This is a genomic window from Methylobacterium sp. yr668, assembly GCF_900116245.1.
Classification (GTDB): domain Bacteria; phylum Pseudomonadota; class Alphaproteobacteria; order Rhizobiales; family Beijerinckiaceae; genus Methylobacterium.
The window spans coordinates 45,869-66,801 of the sequence record NZ_FOZY01000009.1 but is presented as its reverse complement, the minus strand read 5'-3'; the positions used below and the strand labels follow the sequence as shown (position 1 = coordinate 66,801).

At 72.4% G+C, this 20,933-nt stretch carries 22 protein-coding genes and 1 tRNA gene; 17 read left to right on the top strand and 6 right to left on the bottom strand.

Features of this window, described 5'->3' with window-relative positions:
- Positions 1-514: 514 nt before the first annotated feature.
- From BM419_RS13795 to BM419_RS13755, 9 genes are all read left to right on the top strand, one after another.
- On the top strand, positions 515-976 hold the full coding sequence (locus tag BM419_RS13795) for a (2Fe-2S)-binding protein (RefSeq protein WP_020095607.1): 462 nt from the start codon (positions 515-517) through the stop codon (positions 974-976).
- A 14-nt stretch (positions 977-990) separates the two neighbouring features.
- Positions 991-3,186 carry a xanthine dehydrogenase family protein molybdopterin-binding subunit gene (locus BM419_RS13790; protein WP_020095606.1) on the top strand — a complete coding sequence of 732 codons (2,196 nt, stop codon included), beginning with the start codon at positions 991-993 and terminating at the stop codon, positions 3,184-3,186.
- The gene (locus BM419_RS13785; RefSeq protein ID WP_026605315.1) at positions 3,183-3,476 is read left to right on the top strand and encodes a c-type cytochrome; all 294 of its coding nucleotides are present in this window, start codon (positions 3,183-3,185) and stop codon (positions 3,474-3,476) included. Before BM419_RS13790 ends, BM419_RS13785 begins: the two co-directional genes overlap by 4 nt.
- A complete protein-coding gene (locus BM419_RS13780; RefSeq protein WP_175556305.1) occupies positions 3,476-4,735 on the top strand; it encodes an NAD(P)/FAD-dependent oxidoreductase in 1,260 nt (419 codons plus the stop codon). The genes BM419_RS13785 and BM419_RS13780 overlap by 1 nt, the downstream gene beginning before the upstream one ends.
- A gap of 20 nt (positions 4,736-4,755) precedes the next feature.
- A complete protein-coding gene (gene soxX, locus BM419_RS13775) occupies positions 4,756-5,202 on the top strand; it encodes a sulfur oxidation c-type cytochrome SoxX (RefSeq protein WP_244540773.1) in 447 nt (148 codons plus the stop codon).
- Positions 5,203-5,231: 29 nt separating this feature from the next.
- Positions 5,232-5,684: a SoxY-related AACIE arm protein gene (locus BM419_RS13770; protein ID WP_056531344.1), complete on the top strand. Its 453-nt coding sequence runs from the start codon at positions 5,232-5,234 to the stop codon at positions 5,682-5,684.
- A gap of 5 nt (positions 5,685-5,689) precedes the next feature.
- Positions 5,690-6,010 carry a thiosulfate oxidation carrier complex protein SoxZ gene (locus BM419_RS13765; RefSeq protein WP_020095601.1) on the top strand — a complete coding sequence of 107 codons (321 nt, stop codon included), beginning with the start codon at positions 5,690-5,692 and terminating at the stop codon, positions 6,008-6,010.
- Between the two features lie 48 nt (positions 6,011-6,058).
- Positions 6,059-6,811, top strand: a complete 753-nt coding sequence (gene soxA / locus BM419_RS13760; protein ID WP_244540772.1) for a sulfur oxidation c-type cytochrome SoxA — start codon at positions 6,059-6,061, stop codon at positions 6,809-6,811.
- Between the two features lie 175 nt (positions 6,812-6,986).
- Entirely contained in the window at positions 6,987-7,673 is a 687-nt protein-coding gene (locus tag BM419_RS13755) for a zinc metallopeptidase (protein WP_020095599.1), read from the top strand.
- Positions 7,674-7,930: 257 nt separating this feature from the next.
- Here the strand turns inward: BM419_RS13755 and BM419_RS13750 are convergent, their stop codons facing one another.
- Together BM419_RS13750 and BM419_RS13745 are read right to left on the bottom strand one after the other, a co-directional pair.
- Positions 7,931-8,419 (bottom strand): DUF302 domain-containing protein, encoded by a 489-nt coding sequence (locus tag BM419_RS13750; protein ID WP_091926754.1) that lies wholly within the window; start codon positions 8,417-8,419, stop codon positions 7,931-7,933.
- Positions 8,420-8,501: 82 nt separating this feature from the next.
- Positions 8,502-8,942 (bottom strand): hypothetical protein, encoded by a 441-nt coding sequence (locus BM419_RS13745; RefSeq protein WP_091681523.1) that lies wholly within the window; start codon positions 8,940-8,942, stop codon positions 8,502-8,504.
- Positions 8,943-9,185: 243 nt separating this feature from the next.
- Between BM419_RS13745 and BM419_RS13740 the strand changes: the two genes are divergently transcribed.
- Positions 9,186-10,130 (top strand): LysR family transcriptional regulator, encoded by a 945-nt coding sequence (locus BM419_RS13740; protein ID WP_091926753.1) that lies wholly within the window; start codon positions 9,186-9,188, stop codon positions 10,128-10,130.
- 500 nt (positions 10,131-10,630) lie between these two features.
- Complete coding sequence (locus BM419_RS13730) at positions 10,631-11,737, top strand: cyanuric acid amidohydrolase (RefSeq protein WP_026605312.1); 1,107 nt, start codon at positions 10,631-10,633, stop codon at positions 11,735-11,737.
- Positions 11,738-12,013: 276 nt separating this feature from the next.
- Here BM419_RS13730 and BM419_RS13725 read toward each other — a convergent pair.
- Positions 12,014-12,089: transfer RNA gene (locus BM419_RS13725), tRNA-Glu, on the bottom strand.
- Between the two features lie 162 nt (positions 12,090-12,251).
- On the opposite strand from BM419_RS13725, the gene cobU reads away from it, so the two are divergent.
- From cobU to BM419_RS32385, 5 genes are all read left to right on the top strand, one after another.
- The gene (gene cobU / locus BM419_RS13720; protein WP_170855258.1) at positions 12,252-12,794 is read left to right on the top strand and encodes a bifunctional adenosylcobinamide kinase/adenosylcobinamide-phosphate guanylyltransferase; all 543 of its coding nucleotides are present in this window, start codon (positions 12,252-12,254) and stop codon (positions 12,792-12,794) included.
- Positions 12,791-13,393, top strand: a complete 603-nt coding sequence (gene cobO / locus BM419_RS13715; RefSeq protein ID WP_091683156.1) for a cob(I)yrinic acid a,c-diamide adenosyltransferase — start codon at positions 12,791-12,793, stop codon at positions 13,391-13,393. The genes cobU and cobO overlap by 4 nt, the downstream gene beginning before the upstream one ends.
- Before the next feature lie 35 nt (positions 13,394-13,428).
- Positions 13,429-14,871: a cobyric acid synthase gene (locus tag BM419_RS13710; protein WP_091683155.1), complete on the top strand. Its 1,443-nt coding sequence runs from the start codon at positions 13,429-13,431 to the stop codon at positions 14,869-14,871.
- Between the two features lie 78 nt (positions 14,872-14,949).
- Complete coding sequence (locus BM419_RS13705; protein ID WP_091683153.1) at positions 14,950-16,296, top strand: MFS transporter; 1,347 nt, start codon at positions 14,950-14,952, stop codon at positions 16,294-16,296.
- Between the two features lie 101 nt (positions 16,297-16,397).
- Positions 16,398-16,574, top strand: coding sequence for a hypothetical protein (locus BM419_RS32385; RefSeq protein ID WP_010687019.1), 177 nt, complete (start codon positions 16,398-16,400; stop codon positions 16,572-16,574).
- A gap of 41 nt (positions 16,575-16,615) precedes the next feature.
- Here the strand turns inward: BM419_RS32385 and BM419_RS13700 are convergent, their stop codons facing one another.
- Positions 16,616-17,530, bottom strand: a complete 915-nt coding sequence (locus BM419_RS13700) for an NAD(P)-dependent oxidoreductase (RefSeq protein ID WP_056524660.1) — start codon at positions 17,528-17,530, stop codon at positions 16,616-16,618.
- 175 nt (positions 17,531-17,705) lie between these two features.
- Entirely contained in the window at positions 17,706-18,701 is a 996-nt protein-coding gene (cbiB, locus tag BM419_RS13695; protein ID WP_091683168.1) for an adenosylcobinamide-phosphate synthase CbiB, read from the bottom strand.
- Between cbiB and cobD the strand changes: the two genes are divergently transcribed.
- On the top strand, positions 18,693-19,727 hold the full coding sequence (gene cobD, locus BM419_RS13690; RefSeq protein WP_091683170.1) for a threonine-phosphate decarboxylase CobD: 1,035 nt from the start codon (positions 18,693-18,695) through the stop codon (positions 19,725-19,727). The two genes, cbiB and cobD, sit on opposite strands and share 9 nt — an antisense overlap.
- Here cobD and BM419_RS13685 read toward each other — a convergent pair.
- On the bottom strand, positions 19,720-20,895 hold the full coding sequence (locus tag BM419_RS13685; protein WP_091683150.1) for an MFS transporter: 1,176 nt from the start codon (positions 20,893-20,895) through the stop codon (positions 19,720-19,722). The two genes, cobD and BM419_RS13685, sit on opposite strands and share 8 nt — an antisense overlap.
- Positions 20,896-20,933: the final 38 nt, after the last annotated feature.

Below are 20,933 nucleotides of genomic sequence, written 5' to 3'. Positions count from 1 at the left end.
CTGCATCAACAGGCCGGACACACGGCAGCACCTGATCCTGCGCGCACAAATCTCTCCAACACCCCCTTGAATCCGATGGGGCGTCCACACACGGGCATTCGGCTTCGCGCTCGTCACGGCCATTCGGCGATCAGCGCCGGTATCCCGGAAGCGGACATCGTCTCGCGGTGGATGATGGTCTTCAGATGTACGCGAAGCATCGTTGAAGGTGTCGAGCAGAGGCGTGTGGCTGGGAGGATGCGCGTCGATCCGCTCGGAGAGCAGCGTCAGGCCAGCGGGCACAGCATGGTGCTCGGTTCCGATCCAGCTGACGGCGGCCGGGATCTGCGGGAAGTCGGTTCGATGGCAGGAGAGGTCACGCCTTGGGCCTCAAGAGCCTTGGCGCCTTCGGGTCGCAGACGTCGACCTGTCCGAGCGCCGGATGGCTGCTGCCGACGGTCGCTCACGCCCTCCCTTGAGGCCTCCCCCGCTTTGAGGATACTGGATACATAATCTCGTTCGGGAGAGGGGTCAGATGGCACGACTGAACGTCAACGGCGTCGTGCGTGAGGTCGATGCCGAGGCCGACACCCCGCTCCTCTGGGTCATCCGCGAGCAGATCGGTTTGACCGGCACCAAGTACGGTTGCGGCATCGCCCAATGCGGCGCCTGCACCGTGCATATCGACGGGGCGGCCGTCCGCTCCTGCTCCGTGCCGCTCTCGGCGATCGAGGCGGGGCAGAAGATCGTCACGATCGAGGGGCTAGCGCCGGATGCCCGCCATCCGGTCCAGCAAGCCTGGGCCGAGCTCGACGTGCCGCAATGCGGCTTCTGCCAGCCCGGGATGATCATGGCTTCGGCGGCGCTGCTGGCGCAGAACGCGCGTCCGAGCGAGGAGCAGATCCGCCAGGAGATCACCAACATCTGCCGCTGCGGCACCTACAACCGTGTGCTCGCCGGCATCAAGATCGCCGCCGAGCGCGGCCAGTCCGGCTGACGGGGGACGAGCAGATGAGCCTCGAATCCAAGGCCTCCCCGAAGGCTGCCCGCCCCAGCCGCCGCACGCTGCTCGCCGGCGCTGGTCTCTTCACCCTCGGCTTCCACATCCCGTTCCCCGCACGGGCTGCAACCCTCGACGCGGCGCCCACCGCGCCGGAGGTCAATGCCTGGGTCGTGGTGAAGCCGGACGAGACCGTGGTCATTCGCATCGCCCGTTCGGAGATGGGCCAGGGCACGCTCACCGGCCTCGCGCAACTCGTCGCCGAGGAGCTCGACTGCGACTGGGCCAGGGTCACCACCGAGTATCCGAGCCCGGGCCAGAACCTCGCCCGCAAGCGCGTCTGGGGTGATTACTCGACTGGCGGCAGCCGCGGCGTGCGCGATTCTCACGAGTACGTGCGAAGAGGCGGCGCCGCCGCCCGCACGATGCTCGTTGCCGCCGCCGCGAAGGGCTGGGGCGTACCCGCCGCCGAGTGCCGTGTCGAGCGGGGCGTGATCACCCACGGCTCCTCCGGCCGCAGCATCACTTACGGCGCCGTCGCCGCGGAGGCGGCCAGGATCGAGCCGCCGAAGGACGTGGTGCTCAAGGATCCGAAGGACTGGACCATCGCCGGCAAGCCGCTGAAGCGGCTCGACACCCTGCCCAAGCTCGACGGCAGCCAGGTCTACGGGATCGATCTCAAGCTGCCCGGCCTGCTCAACGCCGCGATCCGCGACTGTCCGGTGACCGGCGGCAGCGTGAGGAGCTTCGACGCCGCGGCTGTGTCGGGCATGCCCGGTGTCCGAAGAGTGCTCCAGGTCGGCGACAGCGCGGTCGCGGTGGTGGCCGACACGTTCTGGCGCGCCAAGACCGCCCTCGACGCCCTGCCGGTCGCCTGGGACGAGGGACCGAACGCGATGGTTTCCAGCGAGACCATCGCGGCGACCCTGCGCGAGGGACTCGACGCCGAGCAGGCCTTCGTCGGCAACAAGGCCGGCGATGTGGCCGGCGCCCTCAAGGGCGCCGCCAAGGTGGTGGAGGCCGTCTACGGCGTACCGTTCCAGAATCACGCCACGATGGAGCCGATGAATGCCACCGCGCTCTGGACGCCGGAGCGCTGCGAGGTCTGGACGCCGACGCAGAACGGCGAGGCGGCTCTGGCCGCGACCGCCGACGCCGCCGGGCTGCCGGCCACGTCGTGCGAGGTCTACAAGATCCATCTCGGCGGCGGCTTCGGCCGGCGCGGCGCCACGCACGACTGGGTGCGTCAGGCGGTGCTCATCGCTAGGGAGATGCCGGGCACGCCGGTCAAGCTGATCTGGACCCGCGAGGAGGACATGACGCATGGCCGGTACCACCCGGTCACGCAGTGCCGGATGCGCGCCGCCCTCGACGGGGACGGCAACCTGACCGGCCTGCACATGCGCATCTCCGGCCAGTCGATCCTGGCCTCGGTCGCCCCCCAGCGCATGGTCGAGGGCCGCGACCCGGTCACCTTCCAGGGTCTCAACCCCGGAGGTCCGGAGGCCGCGATCGGCTACACGATCCCCAACATCCTGGTCGACCACGCGATGCGCAACCCGCACATCCTGCCGGGCTTCTGGCGGGGCGTGAACCTGAACCCGAACGCCATCTATCTCGAATGCTTCATGGACGAGCTGGCCCACGCCGCCGGCCAGGACCCGCTCGCCTTCCGGCTGAAGCTGATGGACAACCACCCGAAGCACCGGGCCGTGCTGCAGGCGGTGGCCGAGCGGATCGGATGGGCCAGCAAGCCGCCCGAGGGGGTCTACCGCGGCATCTGCCAGACGATGGGGTTCGGGAGCTACGTCGCGGGCGCGGCCGAGGTCTCGGTCTCCGACCGGGGCGAGCTGAAGATCCACCGTATCGTGGCGGCGACCGACCCCGGCCACGCGGTCAACCCGCAGCAGATCGACGCGCAGGTGGCGGGCTCCTTCGTCTACGGTCTCTCGGCCGCGCTGTACGGCGCCTGCACGGTGAAGGACGGGCGCATCGAGCAGACGAACTTCGACAGCTATCCCGTGATGCGGATGGACGCGATGCCGGCGGTCGAGGCCATCCTGATGCCGTCCGGCGGTTTCTGGGGCGGTGTCGGCGAGCCGACGATCGCGGTCGCCGCGCCGGCCGTGCTCAACGCGATCTTCGCTGCGACCGGCAAGCGCGTCCGCCAGCTTCCGCTGAAGGACACGGATCTCCGCCGGGCATGAGGGCGATGACGCCGGCGCTCGCGCTGCTCGCCGCCCTCGCCGGGGGAACGGGCGCGGGCGCCGCCGAGATGCGGCCGCCGCCCGGCGCCTCGTCCTGCACCGGATGCCACGCCGAGGGCTCCGCGATGGGCGTGCTCGCGGGGCGGCCGGAAGCCGAGATCGTCGGCGCCCTCGAGGCCTTCCGGACCGGCGCGCGCCCGGCGACGCTCATGAACCGCATCGCCAAGGGGTTCGGCGCGCAGGAGAGCCAGGCCATCGCCGCCTGGTTCGCGGCGCAGGGATCGCGGTGATGCGCGCTCCTTCTCCGACCCGCCGCGCCCTGATCGGCGGAGCCGCGGCCGCCGCGCTGGCGCGCCCGGCCCTCGGTGGCACAGCGCCGCGCGTCGTGGTCGTGGGCGCCGGGTTCGGGGGTGCCACGGCGGCGCGCTGCCTCGCCGCGGGCGGCGTCGACGTGACCCTGGTCGAGGCGGCCGAGCGCTATGTCGCCTGCACGGGCAGCAACGCGGTCGTCGTTGGCCTGCGCGGGATCGAGGCCCAGACCTTCGGCTACGAGGCCCTCGGCCGGGCTCGGCTCCGCTTCGTGCGCGGAACGGCGGATGCGGTCGACCCTGTGGCGCGCCGGGTGACGCTCGGCGACGGCACAGTCCTGCCCTACGACCGCCTGGTGCTCTCGCCGGGCATCGCGCTGCGCTTCGACGCCGTGCCGGGCTACGACGCGAAGGCCGCCGAGGCGATGCCGCATGCCTGGAAGGCCGGGGCGCAGACGGTGCTCCTCGCCCGCCAGCTCGAGGCCATGCCGGAGGGCGGCACGGTGGTCCTCTCGGCACCCGCCAACCCGTATCGCTGCCCGCCCGGCCCCTACGAGCGCGCGAGCCTGATCGCGCATTTCCTGAAGACCCGGAAGCCGAAGGCGAAGCTCGTCCTGCTCGACGCCAAGGACACGTTCTCGAAGCAGAAACTGTTCGAGGCGGCCTGGGCGAAGCTGTACCCGGACGTGCTCGAATACGTGCCGCTCGCCTCGGGCGGTGCGGTCACGGAAGTCGACGCCGCCGCGATGGTCGTTCGCACGGACTTCGCCGAGTACAAGGCCGATGTGGCGTGCATCATCCCGCCCCAGCGCGCCGGCCCCATCGCGGCGCAGGCCGGCTGCGCCGATCGCAGCGGCTGGTGCCCGATCGATCCGGTGACCTTCGAATCGCGCCTCGTGCCGGGCATCCATGTCATCGGCGACGCGGCGATCGCAGGGGCGATGCCGAAATCCGCCTTCTCGGCGAACGCGCAGGCCAAAGTCTGCGCGCAGGCGGTGATCGACCTGATGGCCGGACGGGAGCCCGAGAGCCCGAGGCTCATCAACACCTGCTGGAGCCTCGTCGCACCGGGCAACGGCATCTCGATCGCGGGCGTCTTCCGCCCGACCGAAGGCCTCCTGGCGGACGTTCCGGGAGCCGGCGGCATCAGCCCCCTCGACGCGCCCGACGCGGTGCGCGCGCAGGAGGCGGCCTACGGCGAGAGCTGGTACCGGACGATCACCCGGGACGTGTTCGGATGAGGGAAGGCCGCGTGGCCGCCATGCTCGTGCTGGCAGTCGCCGCCCCGCCGGCGCGGGCCGGGGAGGGCCTGGTCCCCACCGCGATCGCCGGCGACGCCATCCCCGAGAGCCTGACCGGCGCGCCGGGCGATGCCGCGCGCGGCCGGGCCATCGTCGTGGACCGGACCCGCGGGCTCTGCCTTCTCTGCCATACCGGGCCCTTCCCGGAGGAGCGGTTCCAGGGCAACCTCGCTCCGGATCTCGCGGGCGTCGGCGGGCGGCTGGGCTCGGGTCAGCTGCGCCTGCGGCTGGTGGACGGACGGGTCTTGAACCCGGAGACGATCATGCCACCGTACTATAGCCTGACAGGGCTCACCCGCGTGGGGCGGCCGTGGCAGGGGCGGCCGATCCTGAGCGCGGCCGAGATCGAGGATGTCGTCGCCTTCCTGGCGACGCTGCGCGAGGCTGGTCCCGAGGAAGGTCGATGAGCAGGCACAGGAGTCGGAGCGCGCGTTCGATGGACCGGCGCGGCGTGCTCGCCGGGGCTGTCGGCACCGCGCTCGCCGTCGCGCTGCGCCCCGCCGCCGCGGCGACGCTCCCGCGCACGGAAACGACGGAATCCGCCATCCGACGCTTCGCGGGTGACAACCCGATCCGACCGGGCCGGGTGACCCTCGACCTGCCGCCGCTCGTGGAGAACGGCAACACGGTGCCGCTCACCGTCGCCGTCGAGAGCGCGATGACGCCCGAGGATCACGTGCGCCGGATCGGGGTGTTCAACGAGAGGAACCCGCAGCCGAACGTCGTGACGGTCCACCTGCGGCCGGGCGCCGGCCGCGCGCAGGTCTCGACACGCATCCGGCTCGCCGACACGCAGCGCATCACCGCCATCGCCGAGATGAGCGACGGGACCTACTGGTCGGCGAGCGCCGATGCCATCGTGACCCTCGCCGCCTGCCTGGAGGGCTGACCCCGATGGCCCGCACGCTGATCAACCTGCCGAAGACCGCCGAGCCCGGCGACACGATCACGATCAGGACCCTGATCTCGCACCCGATGGAGACGGGCTTCCGCCCCGGTGCCGACGGCCGGATCCTGCCGCGCAACATCGTGACGGACTTCGTCTGCCGCTTCGAGGACGAGGAGATCTTCCGGGCCGAGCTGTTTCCCGCTTCGGCGGCCAACCCCTACCTGACCTTCACCTGGGTCGCGACGCGCAGCGGCCGCTTCAGCTTCACGTGGCGCGGGGACGGCGGCTTCGATCAGACCGAATCCGCGGCGATCACCGTGGCCTGAGTCTCCGCCGTGCCGCGCCGCTCGGGCTCCCCGCTGCAGACGGCGCTCGTGGCGCTGCTCCTCTTCAGCTCTCTCGCGCGGTCGGAGCCGGTCCCGCCGGCCGAGCGACGCTCGGGCTTCGACCAGATGAGCCCCGAGATCCAGGCGATGCAGCGGGACGACGGGGCCAATCCCGGCATGCTCGCGGTCGCGGACGGGCAGGACCTCTGGGCGAAGGCGCCCATCTCCGGGGGACTCGCCTGCGCCGGCTGCCACGGCGAGGCCTCGTCCACGATGCGGGGCGTCGCGGCACGCTATCCCGCTTGGGACGCGCGGACGGGCAGGCCCATCGACCTCCAGTCTCGCGTCAACGCGTGCCGCCGCGAGCATCAGGGCGCCGAGGCCCTCGCCTACGAGAGCCCCGACCTGCTGGCGCTCACCGCCTTCGTCGCCGCGCAGTCCCGCGGGCTGCCGATCGCTCCGCCGGACGATCCCCGGCTCGAGCCCGCGCGGGCGGCGGGTCGCGCGCTGTTCGAGACGCGCCAGGGCCAGCTCGGCCTGTCCTGCGCCATCTGCCACGACGACCATCGGGGTCACCGCCTCGGCGCAGCGATGATCCCGCAGGGACACCCGACCGGCTACCCGCTCTACCGCCTCGAATGGCAAGGTCTCGGCTCGCTGCAACGGCGCCTGCGCAACTGCCTCACCGGCATGCGCGCCGAGCCCTTCGGGTACGGCGCGCCGGACTATGTTGCGCTCGAACTCTACCTCGCGACGCGCGCCGCGCCGCTGCCGCTGGAGACGCCGGCCGTGCGCCCCTGATCGAGCTCGGACTGGCCACCGCTCGACGCCGCGCGCACCTCGTCGACCGCCGCGGTGACCCGCCGGACGGCCGAAGCGCGAACGCCTCAGCCACCAGTCGATCCACGACTGTGGCTCCAGCGGTCGAGCCAGCGCCGCGCTTCCACGGATTCGGCCCCGCGCCTACATACCCGGTATGCCGATCCTCCTGGCGCTCGGCGCCGCCCTGCTGTTCGGTCTCGTGTTCGGCCCCCAGTGGTGGGTGCGCCGGGTGATGCGGCAACACGCCACCGAGAGGCCGGACCTGCCCGGGACCGGCGGCGAGCTTGCCCGCCATCTGCTCGACCTGGCACGGCTCGAGCACGTTCCCGTCGAGATCGCGCAGGCCGACCACTACGATCCAGTCGCGAACGTCGTGCGCCTGTCGCCGGAGAACCATGAGGGCCGCTCCATCACGGCGGTCGCGGTGGCGGCACATGAGGTCTCCCACGCGCTCCAGCACGCGGCGGGGGACCGGCTGCTCGCGGCGCGGGTGACCTTCGCGCCGGTCGTGCAGGGCTTCGAGCTTGCCGCAGGCTTGGTGATGATGACCGCGCCCATCATGCTCGCCGTCATCAAATCCCCCGCCCTGCTCACCCTGCAGGTCGGGTTCGGCATCGCGCTCCTCAGCGTTCGCCTCGTGTTTCACCTCTTGACGCTGCCCGTCGAGCTCGATGCGAGCTACCGCCGGGCTCTGCCCATCCTGGAAACGGGCCGCTTCCTCGACGCTGACGACATGCGTGGCGCCCGCACCGTACTGCGCGCCGCAGCCCTCACCTACGTGGCCTCGTCCCTCGTGTCGCTCGTGAACATCGCCCGCTTCCGGCGACTCCTCCGGTTCTGAGACCTACCAAACGCGCGTCCGCTCCTGCTCTGCTCGGCCGCGAGCGGGTTGCCTTCGATCAGCCAGCCTCTGTCACCACCGAACGACCGCTCGAACGTCTCGGAGGGGTGGCTTTGAGACGGTCTGGTCGCGGCCGAAGCTGCCGTGAAGCCGAACAAGCGTCGGAACCGCGCGTGGAACAGAGCTGCCGCGTCACGGCGCGCCCCGCGGAACGGAGACACTCGGCCCCGATCCGCGGCGTTCTCGAGCGCCTCACCTCACGCGGCGGCCGCGGCGAGCGTGCTCCGAAGCAGTTCATCGAGTTCGCCAGCGACGCGGTCGACCTGCGGATTCTCGAACTGACCGAAGGTGCTGACCGGGCGGTCGTACTCGAAGGCGACGCCACCCTCAGAATCCTCACGCAGAAGCACCCGGATCGGCGCGTACAAGGCGGCAGAAACGGCGTGCCGGGTCATCGACGCGGCCGTCAGCGGGTTGCCGATGTCGTACTGGACGGCCTTGCGGCTCAACCCGGCGGTGCGCAGCACGTCGCCATGGTCTCGGGAGCCGAAGATCGAGAGCGGCGCCTGCCGTTCGAGGAGGTCGCGCGCCTCGTCCACTCGTCCAGCCTTCAGGAGCTTGGCGTAATCGAGGTCGATGACGGGCACCGAAGCCTCCAAGGCGGATCGGACCGCCTCGAAAGACTTGGCCGAGGAAAGGGTGACGTGCTCGACCGCGATTTCGGTCGACGCGAAGTGGTCGGACATGATCTGATCTCCTGACTTCATGCAGCGGGCGGCTCGCCGGGCGGGCCTCGACTGCTCGTCCTCGGCCTGTCCGAGTGCTCGCTCAGTTCATGGCCTCAAGCGACCCGAGCTTGACCGTGTTCGTGTTGGCCTCGACCGCAACAGGCGCGTCGGGCAGCCACCGGACGACGCCCGCGGTCGCGAAGCCCCCCTGCTTGAGGACCTGCGCGGCATGCGTCGCGACGTCTCGGCTCCGATAGGCCACGGTGATGGTGGCGGGCGCCTTGAAGGGCTCGACGGAGGCGATGGCCGGCCGAGCCTCCTGCCAGCGCGTGAGGGCCGGTACGAGGAGACCACCCTGCGCACGGACGTCGGCGGCGCTCAGCGCGAGACCCGGCGTATGGTGGGCCGCGCCGATGACGGCGGGGACGGAGAAGGCGCCGTGCGCGGCGGTGTCGAGGGTCACCTCCGACGCGGCGGCCGGCAGGAGGGACGCCACGGTCATCGTCAGGGCGGCGGTGAGGGTGATGGTAGGGTGGGTCATCTCTCGATCCTCTCGGTGTGACGGGGTGGCCCGTCTTTCGATGAGGAGGAGATGCTGCCGGGAAGCGCATTCATCAAACAGATGCGGTTGATACCCAGTATCTATGCCGTAAATGATGGTTCGGTTTTCGACGGCCGCGACGGCGCGGCCGATGCAGCTCGGAAGCCTGATGGTCTCGCTCGGTCGGATGCCGCATTGTCCGGTCGCCGAGACCCTGGTCGCGAGCCACCGGCGGACCTGACCATGACGATCAAGCACCGTGACCTCGCGGGCATCGACCTGAACTTGGTCGTGGCGCTGGACGCACTCCTGACCGAGAGCAGCGTCACGCGCGCTGCCGCGAAGGTCGGCATCACGCAATCCGCCATGAGCAGCAGCCTTGCCCGCCTGCGCAGGCTCCTCGGCGACGAGCTCCTGACGCGCACGCCGGACGGCATGCGCCCGACACCGCGGTCGCTCGCCCTCGTCGAGCCGGTCCGCGCCGCCCTGCGCCAATTCCAGGGCATCGTCCTCCGGGAGGACGACTTTGTCCCCTCGCAGGTCGAGCGGTCCTTCACGCTCGCCATCCCCGGCAGCGTCGAGGTACGTCTCATCCCGCGCCTGCTCGCGTTCCTCGCACGCGAGGCGCCCGGCATCCGCCTGCACCTAGTCGGCCTCGATTACGGGAGCGTGCTGGGGGACCTCGACGCCGACAGGATCGACATGGCCGTCGGCATGATCTCCGAGGGCCAGGTCCACCACAAGATGCGGCCCCTCTATCGCTTCGGCTTCCTGAGCCTGTTCAATCCCCGGCTGCTCGGCGTGAGCGGTCCGCTCTCGCTCGACGACTTCGTCCGCTTCCCGCACATCCTGACGTACCTGACCGGCGTCGGCCCGGGGGTGGTGGACGAGGCGCTCGCGAAGGTGGGCCGGACGCGGAGGCTGGCGGCGACGACGCCGCGCTTCGCCACCGTGCCGTTTCACGTGCAGGCCGCGCCCTTGATCGCCACGATGGCCGACGAGCTGGCCACGACCTTCGCGACCCAGCTCGGCCTGGCGACGAGCCCCGTGCCGGTGCCGACCGAGGAGATCGTCATCTCCATGCTGTGGCACGCCTCCTATGACCGCGATCCCGCCCATCGCTGGCTGCGGGAGGTCATGGTTCGCCTGGGACGGGAGGCCGGTAGCGCCCACGAAGACGCGGTATAACTCGTAGCCTCACGCCCCTCGGTCCCTGAGCCACTTTTCCGTTTGGGTGCCCCTGAGGCAGCAAAGGCATCGACGATCCGGACAGGGTTGTCCTCGGCGATCCGATCCTCAAGATAAGGTGGCAACAGCGTCGTCTGATCGCGCTCGGCGCCGACAACGAACCGTTCCATGCCCCCCCCGGGCGTGCCGGACAAAGCTACCACCACCGAGGTTTCGACACAGCCAGGGTCGCTACCGGAACGGCGGCATGGAGTGGTCTAGAGACGATCTGCTTCTACCACAGATTGGGCCATCCTGCTGGTTCGGCGTCGGGAGCCGATCAACGCGTTGCTTCTCCCGCGCAGTAGAAGGCTCGGGGATTCTCCGAAGATGGTCCGGTCTGTGCTTGCCCGTGCTGGCCACCCGATCGTGCCGGTTTCTGTCGTCGCTGGACGCGGACAGACGACGGGATCGCCCCAGTGGAAGGGCGGCGCCCCTTCTTGTTCCACCCCGGTTCCCCCATGCCCGAATGCCTCGTCTTCCGCGTGCCCGCGCAGCATCCCGCCGACGTCTCCGAGGTGATGGGCCTCGTCGCCTCCGGGGCGGTGGACGCGACCGAGATCGTCGCGATCTTCGGCAAGACCGAGGGCAACGGCTGCGTGAATGACTTCACCCGGCAGCTCGCGGTGATGGCTCTGGAGACGGCGCTCGCCACCGCCCTCGGCTGTACGGCGGCGGAGGTCGGAGCGCGGATCGCCCTCGTCATGTCCGGCGGCACCGAAGGCGGGCTGTCGCCGCACTTCCTCGTCCTCGCCCGGCGTGAAGGCCCCGCGGTGCCGGAGGGCAAGGCGCTCGCCATCGGCACGGCCTTCACCCAGGAGTTCCGGGCGGAGGAGATCGGCCGGATGGCGCAGGTCGAGGCGACTGCGGCGGCGGTCGGCCGGGCCATGGCAGAGGCGGGGCTCACCGATCCCGCGGACGTGCATTTCGTGCAGGTGAAGTGCCCGCTCCTGACGAGCGCTCGGATCGCCGAGGCGGCCGCCCGGGGCCACGGCGTCGCCACACACGACACCTACGCCTCGATGGGCTTATCCCGCGGCGCCTCGGCGCTCGGCATCGCGCTCGCCCTCGGAGAGGTCGACCGCGAACATCTCGCGGATTCCGCCATCGGCACCCGACGCGATCTCTTCTCCGGCCGCGCCAGTTGCTCGGCGGGGATCGAGCTGATGCGCAACGAGATCATCGTGCTCGGCAACGCCCAGGGCTGGACCGGCCCGCTCGCCATCGCCCACCGGGTCATGGACGACGGCATCGACCTGTCCGCGATTCGGCGGGTGCTCACCGACCTCGGCTTCCTGGAGGCGGGGCAGTTGCCGCCTCCTGAGGCGGAGCGCGTGATCGCTCTGCTCGCCAAAGCGGAGCCCTCCCATGACGGCCTGATCCGGGGACGGCGCCACATCATGAACGATGACAGCGACATCAACGCCACCCGGCACGCCCGCGCCCTGGTCGGCGGCGTGGCCGCCGCGGCGATCGGCCGGACGGACCTCTTCGTCTCCGGCGGCGCTGAGCATCAGGGGCCGGATGGCGGCGGCCCGGTAGCGGTCATCGCCCGCGTGAGGGACTGAAGCCGGGGACGGGGAAGCAGAAGTGCGTCCGCATTGCCGAGAGTCAGGGACAAAGCGGTTCGACCTGTGCCCTGCACCGGCCCTCTGCAACCGCCGGTTGGTGAAAATCAGGCTGCGAGAGTGGGCGCAAGGCCGCAACAGCGAAATCGGCCTGCGCATCAAAGAGCGATGAGGAACAGGCCAAGCCACGGGGACACGGCAGGAGCCATTTCGCCGCGAATTTTTCCCAAGAGAAGCTAGGCAGGCCGCCAGATGCAGCCAAGCGCTTGATTTTATTGGCGCGCCCTACGGGAATCGAACCCGTGTTTTCGCCGTGAAAGGGCGACGTCCTGGACCGCTAGACGAAGGGCGCTCTGGCTGGGCCGGGGTTCTATAGTCGGACCGGAGACGCCCGGCAACCGTCCAGGCGCGGCACAGGTGCCACAGGTCCCGAGTTTGCAGGTCCTGAGGTCACAGACCCTTACTCTGTCGGTCCTGGGTTTGACCGCGCACCGGGTTGGGGCGATGGAGAGCCATGCCCCAGCCCACCCCTCGCATGACCCTCGTCCTCGGCGGGGCGCGGTCCGGCAAGAGCGCCTACGCGGAGGGGCTGATCGAAGCCTGCCCCGGCCCGTGGCTCTATCTCGCCACCGCCCAGGCCTTCGACGACGAGATGGTCGACCGCATCGCCCAGCACCGCGCGCGGCGCGGCGGCGCCTGGCGCACCCGCGACGTGCCGCTCGCGCTGCCGGAGGCGGTCGCCGAGGCCGAGGGACCGGCCCTGGTCGACTGCCTCACGCTCTGGCTCACCAACCTGATCCTGGCGGAGGCCGACGTGGCGGAGGCGACGGCGCGGCTCCTCGCCGCCTGCGCCGACGTCCCGGGCCCGCTCGTGCTGGTCGGCAACGAGGTCGGGCTCGGGATCGTCCCCGACAACGCCCTCGCCCGGCGATTCCGCGACGCCGCCGGCCGCCTCCACCAGCAGCTCGCCGCGCGGGCCGACCAGGTCGTCCTGACCGTGGCCGGCCTGCCGCTGGTCGTGAAGCCGCGAACCTCTGAGACAGGAGCCTCCGCATGAGCGACGACGCCGCGCGCCACCGCGAGAAGATGGAGAAGCGCAAGGCCGTCCAGGACGCCGAGGTCGCGGGCAAAACCCTCGAGAAGGGCCTGCTCCTCGTCCATACCGGCCCCGGCAAGGGCAAGAGCACGGCGGCTCTGGGGCTGATGCTGCGGGCGCTCGGCCGCGGCTGGCGGGTCGGCATGGTGCAGTTCATCAAGGGCGGCTGGGACACCGGCGAGCGCCACGCCGTGGCGGCCTTCGGCGAGAGGGTCGTGTGGCACACCCTCGGGGAGGGCTTCACCTGGGAGACCCAGGACAAGGCGCGCGACATCGCCGCCTGCCGCCACGCCTGGACAGTCGCCGAGGGCCTGATGGCCGATCCCGCGATCCGCCTGCTCGTCCTCGACGAGCTCAACATCGCGCTGCGCTACGACTATCTCGACCTCGACGCGGTGCTGGCCGCCCTGCGCGCGCGCCGGCCGGACCTGCACGTCGTCGTCACCGGCCGCAACGCCAAGCCCGCCCTGATCGAGGCCGCCGACCTCGTCACCGAGATGGGCAGCGTCAAGCACCACTTCGCCGCCGGCGTGAAGGCACAGGAAGGGATCGAGTTCTGAGCCCGCCGCGCGCGAAGGCGCCCAGGAAGGCCCTGATGATCCAGGGCACCGGCTCCGACGTCGGCAAGTCCCTGATCGTGGCGGGGCTGGCGCGCGCCTTCACGGAGCGGGGCCTGAGGGTCCGGCCGTTCAAGCCGCAGAACATGTCGAACAACGCCGCCGTCACCGCCGACGGCGGCGAGATCGGCCGGGCGCAGGCGCTCCAGGCCCGGGCCGCCCGGGTGGCGCCCTCCGTGCACATGAACCCGGTCCTGCTGAAGCCGCAGAGCGAGGTCGGCTCTCAGGTGGTCGTGCAGGGCCGGATGGTCGCCACCGTGAAGGCGCGCGACTACCAGGCCTGGAAGCCCCGGCTGATGTCCGCCGTCCTCGACAGCTTCTCCCAGCTCGCGGACGAGGCCGACTTGGTTCTGGTCGAAGGCGCGGGCTCGGCGTCGGAAATAAACCTGCGCGCGGGCGACATCGCCAATATGGGCTTCGCCCGGGCCACCGACACGCCGGTGGTGCTGGTCGGCGACATCGACCGGGGCGGGGTGATCGCGAGCCTCGTCGGCACGAAGGCGGTGATCGACCCGGCGGACGCCGCGATGGTCGCCGGCTTCCTCGTCAACCGGTTCCGCGGCGATCCGAGCCTGTTCGCCGACGGGATGCGGCTGATCGCCGAGCGGACCGGCTGGCCGGCGCTCGGCCTCGTGCCGCACTTCCCCGACGCCGCGCGCCTGCCGGCCGAGGACGTGCTGGGCCTCGCCGGCTCGGACTCGCGCGGGGCCGGCTCCGTCACGGTGGCGGTGCCGGTGCTGCCGCGCATCGCCAATTTCGACGATCTCGACCCGCTGCGGGCGGAGCCGAACGTGTCGGTGGTGCTGGTCCGGCCCGGAACGCCGATCCCCGCCGGGGCCGCCCTCGTGCTGCTGCCGGGGTCGAAGACCACGATCGACGACCTGGAGGCTTTCCGCCGAGAGGGCTGGGACGTCGACCTGCGCGCCCATGTCCGCCGGGGCGGACGGGTGCTCGGCCTGTGCGGCGGCTACCAGATGCTGGGCCACAGCCTCGCCGACCCGCACGGGATCGAGGGGGCGCCCCGGACGGTGCCGGGCCTCGGGCTCCTCGCCGTCGACACCGTGATGACGCCGGAGAAGCGCCTCGCCGCCGTCACCGGCACGAGCCTGCCCGACGGCGTGCCGTTCGCCGGCTACGAGATGCATATCGGCGCGACGGAGGGCCCCGACGCGGACCGGCCGCTGCTGCGCCTCGCCGACGGGCGCCCGGACGGGGCGGTCTCGGCGGACGGGCGCGTGGCCGGGACCTACGTGCACGGCCTCTTCGCGCAGGATGCCCAGCGGGCGGCCTGGCTCGCGCGCCTCGGCACCGTCTCGGAGGGCACCGGCTACGAGGCCGGGGTCGAGGCGGCGCTGGACGGCCTCGCGCGACACATCGCGGCCCATGTTGACTGCGACCGCCTCCTGGCGCTTGCCCGGTAGGCGGGGCGCGGGCCAGGGATTACTCTGTGTTATGCCGGCCCCGCCACGAAGGGCCGCACGCCCCCGGAGGAACGCCCCATGCCGCCCACGCCGTCCCCCGCCGGGGAGGATCTCGCCGCGAGCACCGTCCGGACCGTGACCCTGCGGCTCATGCCGCTCCTCGGCCTGCTCTACCTGATCGCCTATATCGACCGGCAGAACGTCTCCTACGCCAAGCTGGAGATGGTCGGCAGCCTCGGCCTCTCCGAGACCGCATACGGGCTCGGGGCCTCGCTGTTCTTTCTCGGCTACTTCCTGTTCGAGGTGCCGGCCAACGTCTTCCTGGAGCGGGTCGGCGCGCGGATCTGGTTCGCCCGGATCATGATCACCTGGGGGATCGTCACCGTCCTGCTGGGCTTCACCCAGGGCACGGCGATGTTCTACGTGCTGCGCTTCCTGCTCGGCGCCGCCGAGGCCGGCTTCTTCCCCGGCGTGCTGTTCGCGCTGACCCTGTGGTTCCCGCAAGCGCACCGGGCGCGGATGATCGGCTGGTTCATGATCGCCAGCGCCATCGCCAACGCGGTCGGTGCGGCGATCGGCGGCGCGCTGCTGGGCCTCGATGGGCTCCTCGGCCTCCAGGGCTGGCAGTGGGTGTTCCTGGCCACCGGCGCGCCGGCGATCCTCATGGCCGCGGTGGTGCTGTTCGTCCTGCCGGACGGCCCCGAGACCGCCCCCTGGCTGTCGCAGGCCCAGCGCGACTGGCTCGCCCGCACGCTCCGGGCCGAGCGCGAGGACGGCGGCCACGTCGACCACGGCAACCCGTTCGCGGCGCTCCTCGACCGGCGGGTGCTGATGCTCGCCGGGGTCTACGTCTCCCTGCCGCTCGCCGCCTACGGCCTGGGCTACTGGCTCCCCACCGTGGTCAAGGGCTTCGGCGTCTCGAACCTCACCAACGGCTTCCTCAACATCATCCCGTGGCTCGCCACGGCCTTCGCCCTGTGGTGGGTGCCGCGCCACGCCGCCCGCACGGGGGCGCAGGGCAACGCCCTGACCTGGCACGTGGTCGGGCCGGCGCTGGTCGGGGCGGCGGGCCTCGCGCTCTCCGTCGTCCTGCCGGGCAACGCCGTGAAGTTCGCCTGCCTGTGCGTGGCTGCGGCCGGGACCTTCGCCGCCCAGCCGGTCTTCTGGTCGATGCCCGGGACGTTCCTGCGCGGTGCCTCGGCGGCCGCCGGGATCGCGGCGATCAATTCGGTCGGCAATCTCGGCGGCTTCGTCGCCCAGAACGCCGTACCGTTCATCCGCGACCAGACCCAGAGCGACCTCGTGCCGATGCTGTTCCTGGCCGCCTGCCTCGCCGTGGGGGCCGGCCTCATGTTCGTGGTGCTCTCTGCCCTGCGCCGCGACGCGGCGCGGCGGGCGATGCCGACGGCCGCGAGACCGGCCTGAACACGGTCCGGATTCGTGCGTTATCCTTCCTCAGGCCGGCACGACCGGCAGGATGATGCAGACCCGCAAGCCCGCGGGCCATCGTCGAGGAGGGCACCGCGATGAGTCAGGGATTTCCGCTCATGATCCTCGCCTTCGGGACGCTCGGCGGCATCTGGTTCCTGGCCGCCGCGGCCCGGAAGCAGGTCGCCGACGCGAAGGGGAGCCCGGAGCGCTCCAGCGTGATCCACCACCACGGCGGCGAGCCGCGCCCGAACATGCAGGGCACCGAGCACTAGGAGAGCCGGGCACCGGGGCGGCCGCTCCCGCGGCGCAGCTGTCAGCCGGCGGCGATCCGCCGGCAATGGTCGAGGGCGGCGCCGATCAGGTTGTCGCTCGCCTCGGGCGTGCGGAATGCCGAGTGCGCCGACAGGGTGACGCTGGGCAGGTGCGCCAGCGGGTGATCCGGCGGCAGGGGCTCGACGGTGAACACGTCGAGCCCGGCCCGCGCCACGTGGCCGGTGCGCAGGGCCGCGACCAGGGCGTCCTCGTCGAGCACCGCCCCGCGGGCGGTGTTGATCAGCATCGCGCCGGGCTTCATCGCGGCGATCCGCGCGGCCGACAGGAAGCCGCGCGTCGCGTCGGTCAGGAGCAGGTGGAGCGAGACCACGTCGCTCTCGGCGAGCAGGCGGTCGAGCGGGACGAAGTCGACGCCGGGATGGGTCTTCGGGGTCCGGTTCCAGGCGAGCACCCGCATGCCCGCGCCCCGGCAGAGGCGCGCCATCTCGGCCGCGATCCCGCCGAACCCGACGAGGCCGACGGTCTTGCCGGTGAGCTGGATCCCCTCGGTGCGCAGCCAGGATCCGGCGCGCATCGCCCGGTCCATCTCGGGCAGGCCGCGGGCGGCGGCCCACATCAGCGCGAAGGCGCACTCGGCGACCGCCGTGTCGCCGTAGCCCTTGATGGTGTGGACGGTGACGCCGAGGGCGTCCCGGAGCGCCTCCGGGTCCATGTAGCTGCGGGCGCCGGTGCCGAGGAACACGACGTGCTTCAGGCCCGCGCAGGCCCGGGCCACGTCGAGGGGGAGGGCGGTGTGGTCGATCACCGCGGTCTCGGCGCCGTCGAGGATCGCGGGCAGGTCCTGCGGCGCGATTCCGGGATCCGCGTGGATCGCGAAGGGCGGATCGTCCGGCCGCAGCAGCCGCCGGGCCACCGCCGCCAGGGTCTCGCTGGCATCCACGAACACGGCACGCATCGGCGTCTCCCTCATCCTGCCCCGTCCGGCCACGATGCGTCCGGTGCGCGGGCCGTGCCAAGGCCCGATCGGGAATTGCCGCCGTCTCTGCGAGCGGAGCGAAGCGATCCCGTCGGCGCCACGATCTCAGAGGTCGCGCGGCCCTGGCGCGCTTCGCTCCGCTCGCGAGGACGGCTCAGCCGGTGAGCGACAGGCAGAGCGCGAGGAGCGCCAGCACGAGCCCGCCCTGCAGCCAGCAGGCGGTGCGGTAGAGGGCCAGCGCCCGGGCGATGTCGTCGGCCGTGGCGGCGTCCCGGCCGTCGCCCATATGGGCGTCCGGGACGAGGGTGCCGTCGTAGACCCGCGGCCCCGCGAGCCGCAGGCCGAGCGCCCCCGCCATGGCGGATTCGGGCCAGCCGGCATTGGGCGAGCGGTGCCGGCGCGCGTCCCGGGCCATGGCCCGGAGCGCCCCGCGCGCGTCGGCGCCGCGCAGGGCCGCCGCCCCGGCGATCAGCAGGCCCGCGAGCCGGGAGGCCGGCAGGTTCACGCCGTCGTCGAGCCGGGCCGCCGCCCAGCCGAAGGCGGCGTAGCGCGGGCTGCGGTGGCCGATCATGCTGTCGGCGGTGTTGACCGCCTTGTAGAGGGCACCCCCCGGCAGGCCGAGGCAGCCGATCCAGAAGGCCGGCGCCACGATCCCGTCGGAGAAGTTCTCCGCTAGGCTCTCGATCGCGGCCCGGCAGACAGCCGCCTCGTCGAGGCGGTCGGGGTCGCGCCCCACGATCATCGCCACGGCCCGGCGCCCGGCCTCCAGGCCGCCCGCGCGCAGGGCCGTCTCCACGGCGGCGACGTGCTGGTGCAGGCTGCGCTGCGCCGGCAGGCTCGCGCCGAGCAGGCCGAGGAGGAGCAGAGCGGGGAGGGGGCCGGCGAGCCCCGCCAGCGCCGTGACGGCGAGGGCGGCCGAGCCGACCGCGGCGAGGAGCAGCGCCAGCGCGGCGCAGCCGGCGACCCGCCGCCGGCGCGCCGAGCCGCGGTTGAGGCCGCGCTCCAGGGCGGCGATCAGCCGGCCGATCCAGGTGACAGGGTGACCGGCCGCCCTGTAGAGCGCGTCGGGATAGCCGGCCGCCGCCTCGATCCCGAGGGCGACGGCGAGGACGGCGAGCGTGTCGGCGAACGTACCGGGCAGATGGACCATTCGGTGTGGAGCGTTCCCGCGCGTGAGGCCGCCCCGATCGCGCATGGCGGCGATCTCGGCGGGCTCCGACAAGCCTTTCCCGACGCGCCGGAGCCCTGGCTCGACCTCTCGACGGGGATCAACCCGGTCCCCTATCCCGTGCCCGCGCTGGAGGCCAGCGCCTGGGCGCGCCTGCCCGAGGCCGCCGAGGTCCGCGCGCTCCGGGAGGCCGCCGCCGCGGCCTACGGCGCGCCGGACGCCGACCACGTCGTGCCCGCGCCCGGCACGCAGGTCCTGATCGAGACCCTGCCCCGGCTCCTGGCCCCGACCCGGGTCGCGGTTCTCGGGCCGACCTACGCCGAGCACGCCGCCGCCTGGGCGCGGGCCGGGCACGCGGTGGCGGAGGTCTCGAGCGTCGACGCCCTCGGCGCGGCCCGGGTGGCGGTGATCGTCGATCCCAACAACCCGGACGGGCGGACCCATCCCCTGGCCGAGCGCCGGGCGCTCGCCGCGGCGCTCGGCCGGCGCGGCGGCCTGCTGGTCGCCGACGAGGCCTTCGCCGACCTCGAGCCGGTGGAGAGCCTGTGCCCGCACGTCTCCGCACCGGACTCGGGGCCCGGCACCGTGGTGCTGCGCTCCTTCGGCAAGACCTACGGGCTCGCCGGCCTGCGCCTCGGCTTCGCGGTCGCCGAGCCCGGCACGGCGGCCCGGATCGCCGCGGCGCTCGGACCCTGGGCGGTGTCGGGCCCGGCCCTGGCGATCGGGCGCGCGGCCCTGTCGGACGCGGGCTGGCGCGCTGAGGCCGCCCGCGCCCGGGCCGCGGATGCGGGCCGCCTCGACCGGATGATCGCCCGGGCCGGAGGCCGGACCGTCGGCGGCACCTGCCTGTTCCGGACCGCCGATTTCCCCGACGGGCCGGACCTCTACCGGCGGCTCGCGGCGTCCGGGATCGCGGTGCGGCGCTTCGCCGGGCGCCCGGAGCGCCTGCGCTTCGGACTTCCGCCCGACAGGGTGGGCTGGTGCCGGCTGTCGCGGGTGCTCAGGTAGCCCGGGCCCCCGGTGGGTGCGGGTCGCGGGCCGCCACGAGCACGGCCAGCGCCGAGAAGGCGAGGCCGACCGCGCAGACGCCCGGCCAGCCCACGAGCAGGAAGGCCTGCGAACCGGCATAGGCGCCGAGCGCCCCGAACACGAACAGGGTCGTGAACAGCACGGTGTTGATGCGGCCCCGCGCGCCCGGAACCAGCGCGTAGGCGCGGGTCTGGTTGGCGATGAGCGCGCCGTTCATGCCGATGTCGATGAGCAGCACGCCGAGCGCCACCGCGGCGAGCGACCACGTGCCCCCCGCCCAGAGCACCACGAAGGACAGCGCGACCAGCAGGCTGCCGCCGAGGACGACGGGCTTCGCCCCCCGCCGGTCAGTGAAGCGGCCCGAGATCGGCGCCACGAAGGCCCCGCAGACGCCGATCACGCCGAACAGCCCGGCCCCGGCGGCGGTGAGGCCGAAGGGCGGCGCCTCGACCAGCAGGGCCAGGGTCGCCCAGAAGGCGTTGAAGCCGGCGAACAGCAGCGCCTGCGACAGGCTCGCCGTGCGCAGCACCGGCTGCGTGCGGGCGAGGTGGAGGATCGACAGCATCAGGGCGCGGTAGCGCAGCGGGTGCGTCTGCACCGTGTGGGGGAGGGTGGCCCGCGCGATGCCCGCCATGGCGAGCGCCACCACGGACGCGACGAGGAAGACGGGCCGCCAGCCGAGATGCGCCCCCAGGAAGCCGCTCGCCGTGCGGGCGAGCAGGATGCCGGTGAGGAGCCCGGTCATGACCTGGCCGACGATCCGCCCGCGGCTCGCGTCCGGGGCGAGCTCGGCCGCGAACGGGACCGCCTGCTGGGCCGCGCAGGACAGCACGCCGACCACCAGATGGGCGAGCGCGAGGCAGGCGAGGTTCGGCGCGAGGCCCACGGCGAGCAGGGCCAGGGCGAGGCCGAGGCACTGCCCTACGATCAGGGCGCGGCGCGGCAGGGCGTCGCCGAGCGGCACGAGCCCGACGATGCCGAGCCCGTAGCCGACCAGGGCCGTGGTCGGCACCCACAGGGCGGCGCGGTCGCCGAACTCGGCCACGATCAGGCCGAGCAGCGGCTGGTTGTAGTAGATGTTGGCCACGGCCCCGCCGGCGATCAGCGTCAGGCCGAGCCGGGCCTTCGCGTCGAGGGGTGCGGTCACGGCCGGGTCGGGGGCAGGCGGGTGGGCCGCCGCGGGAG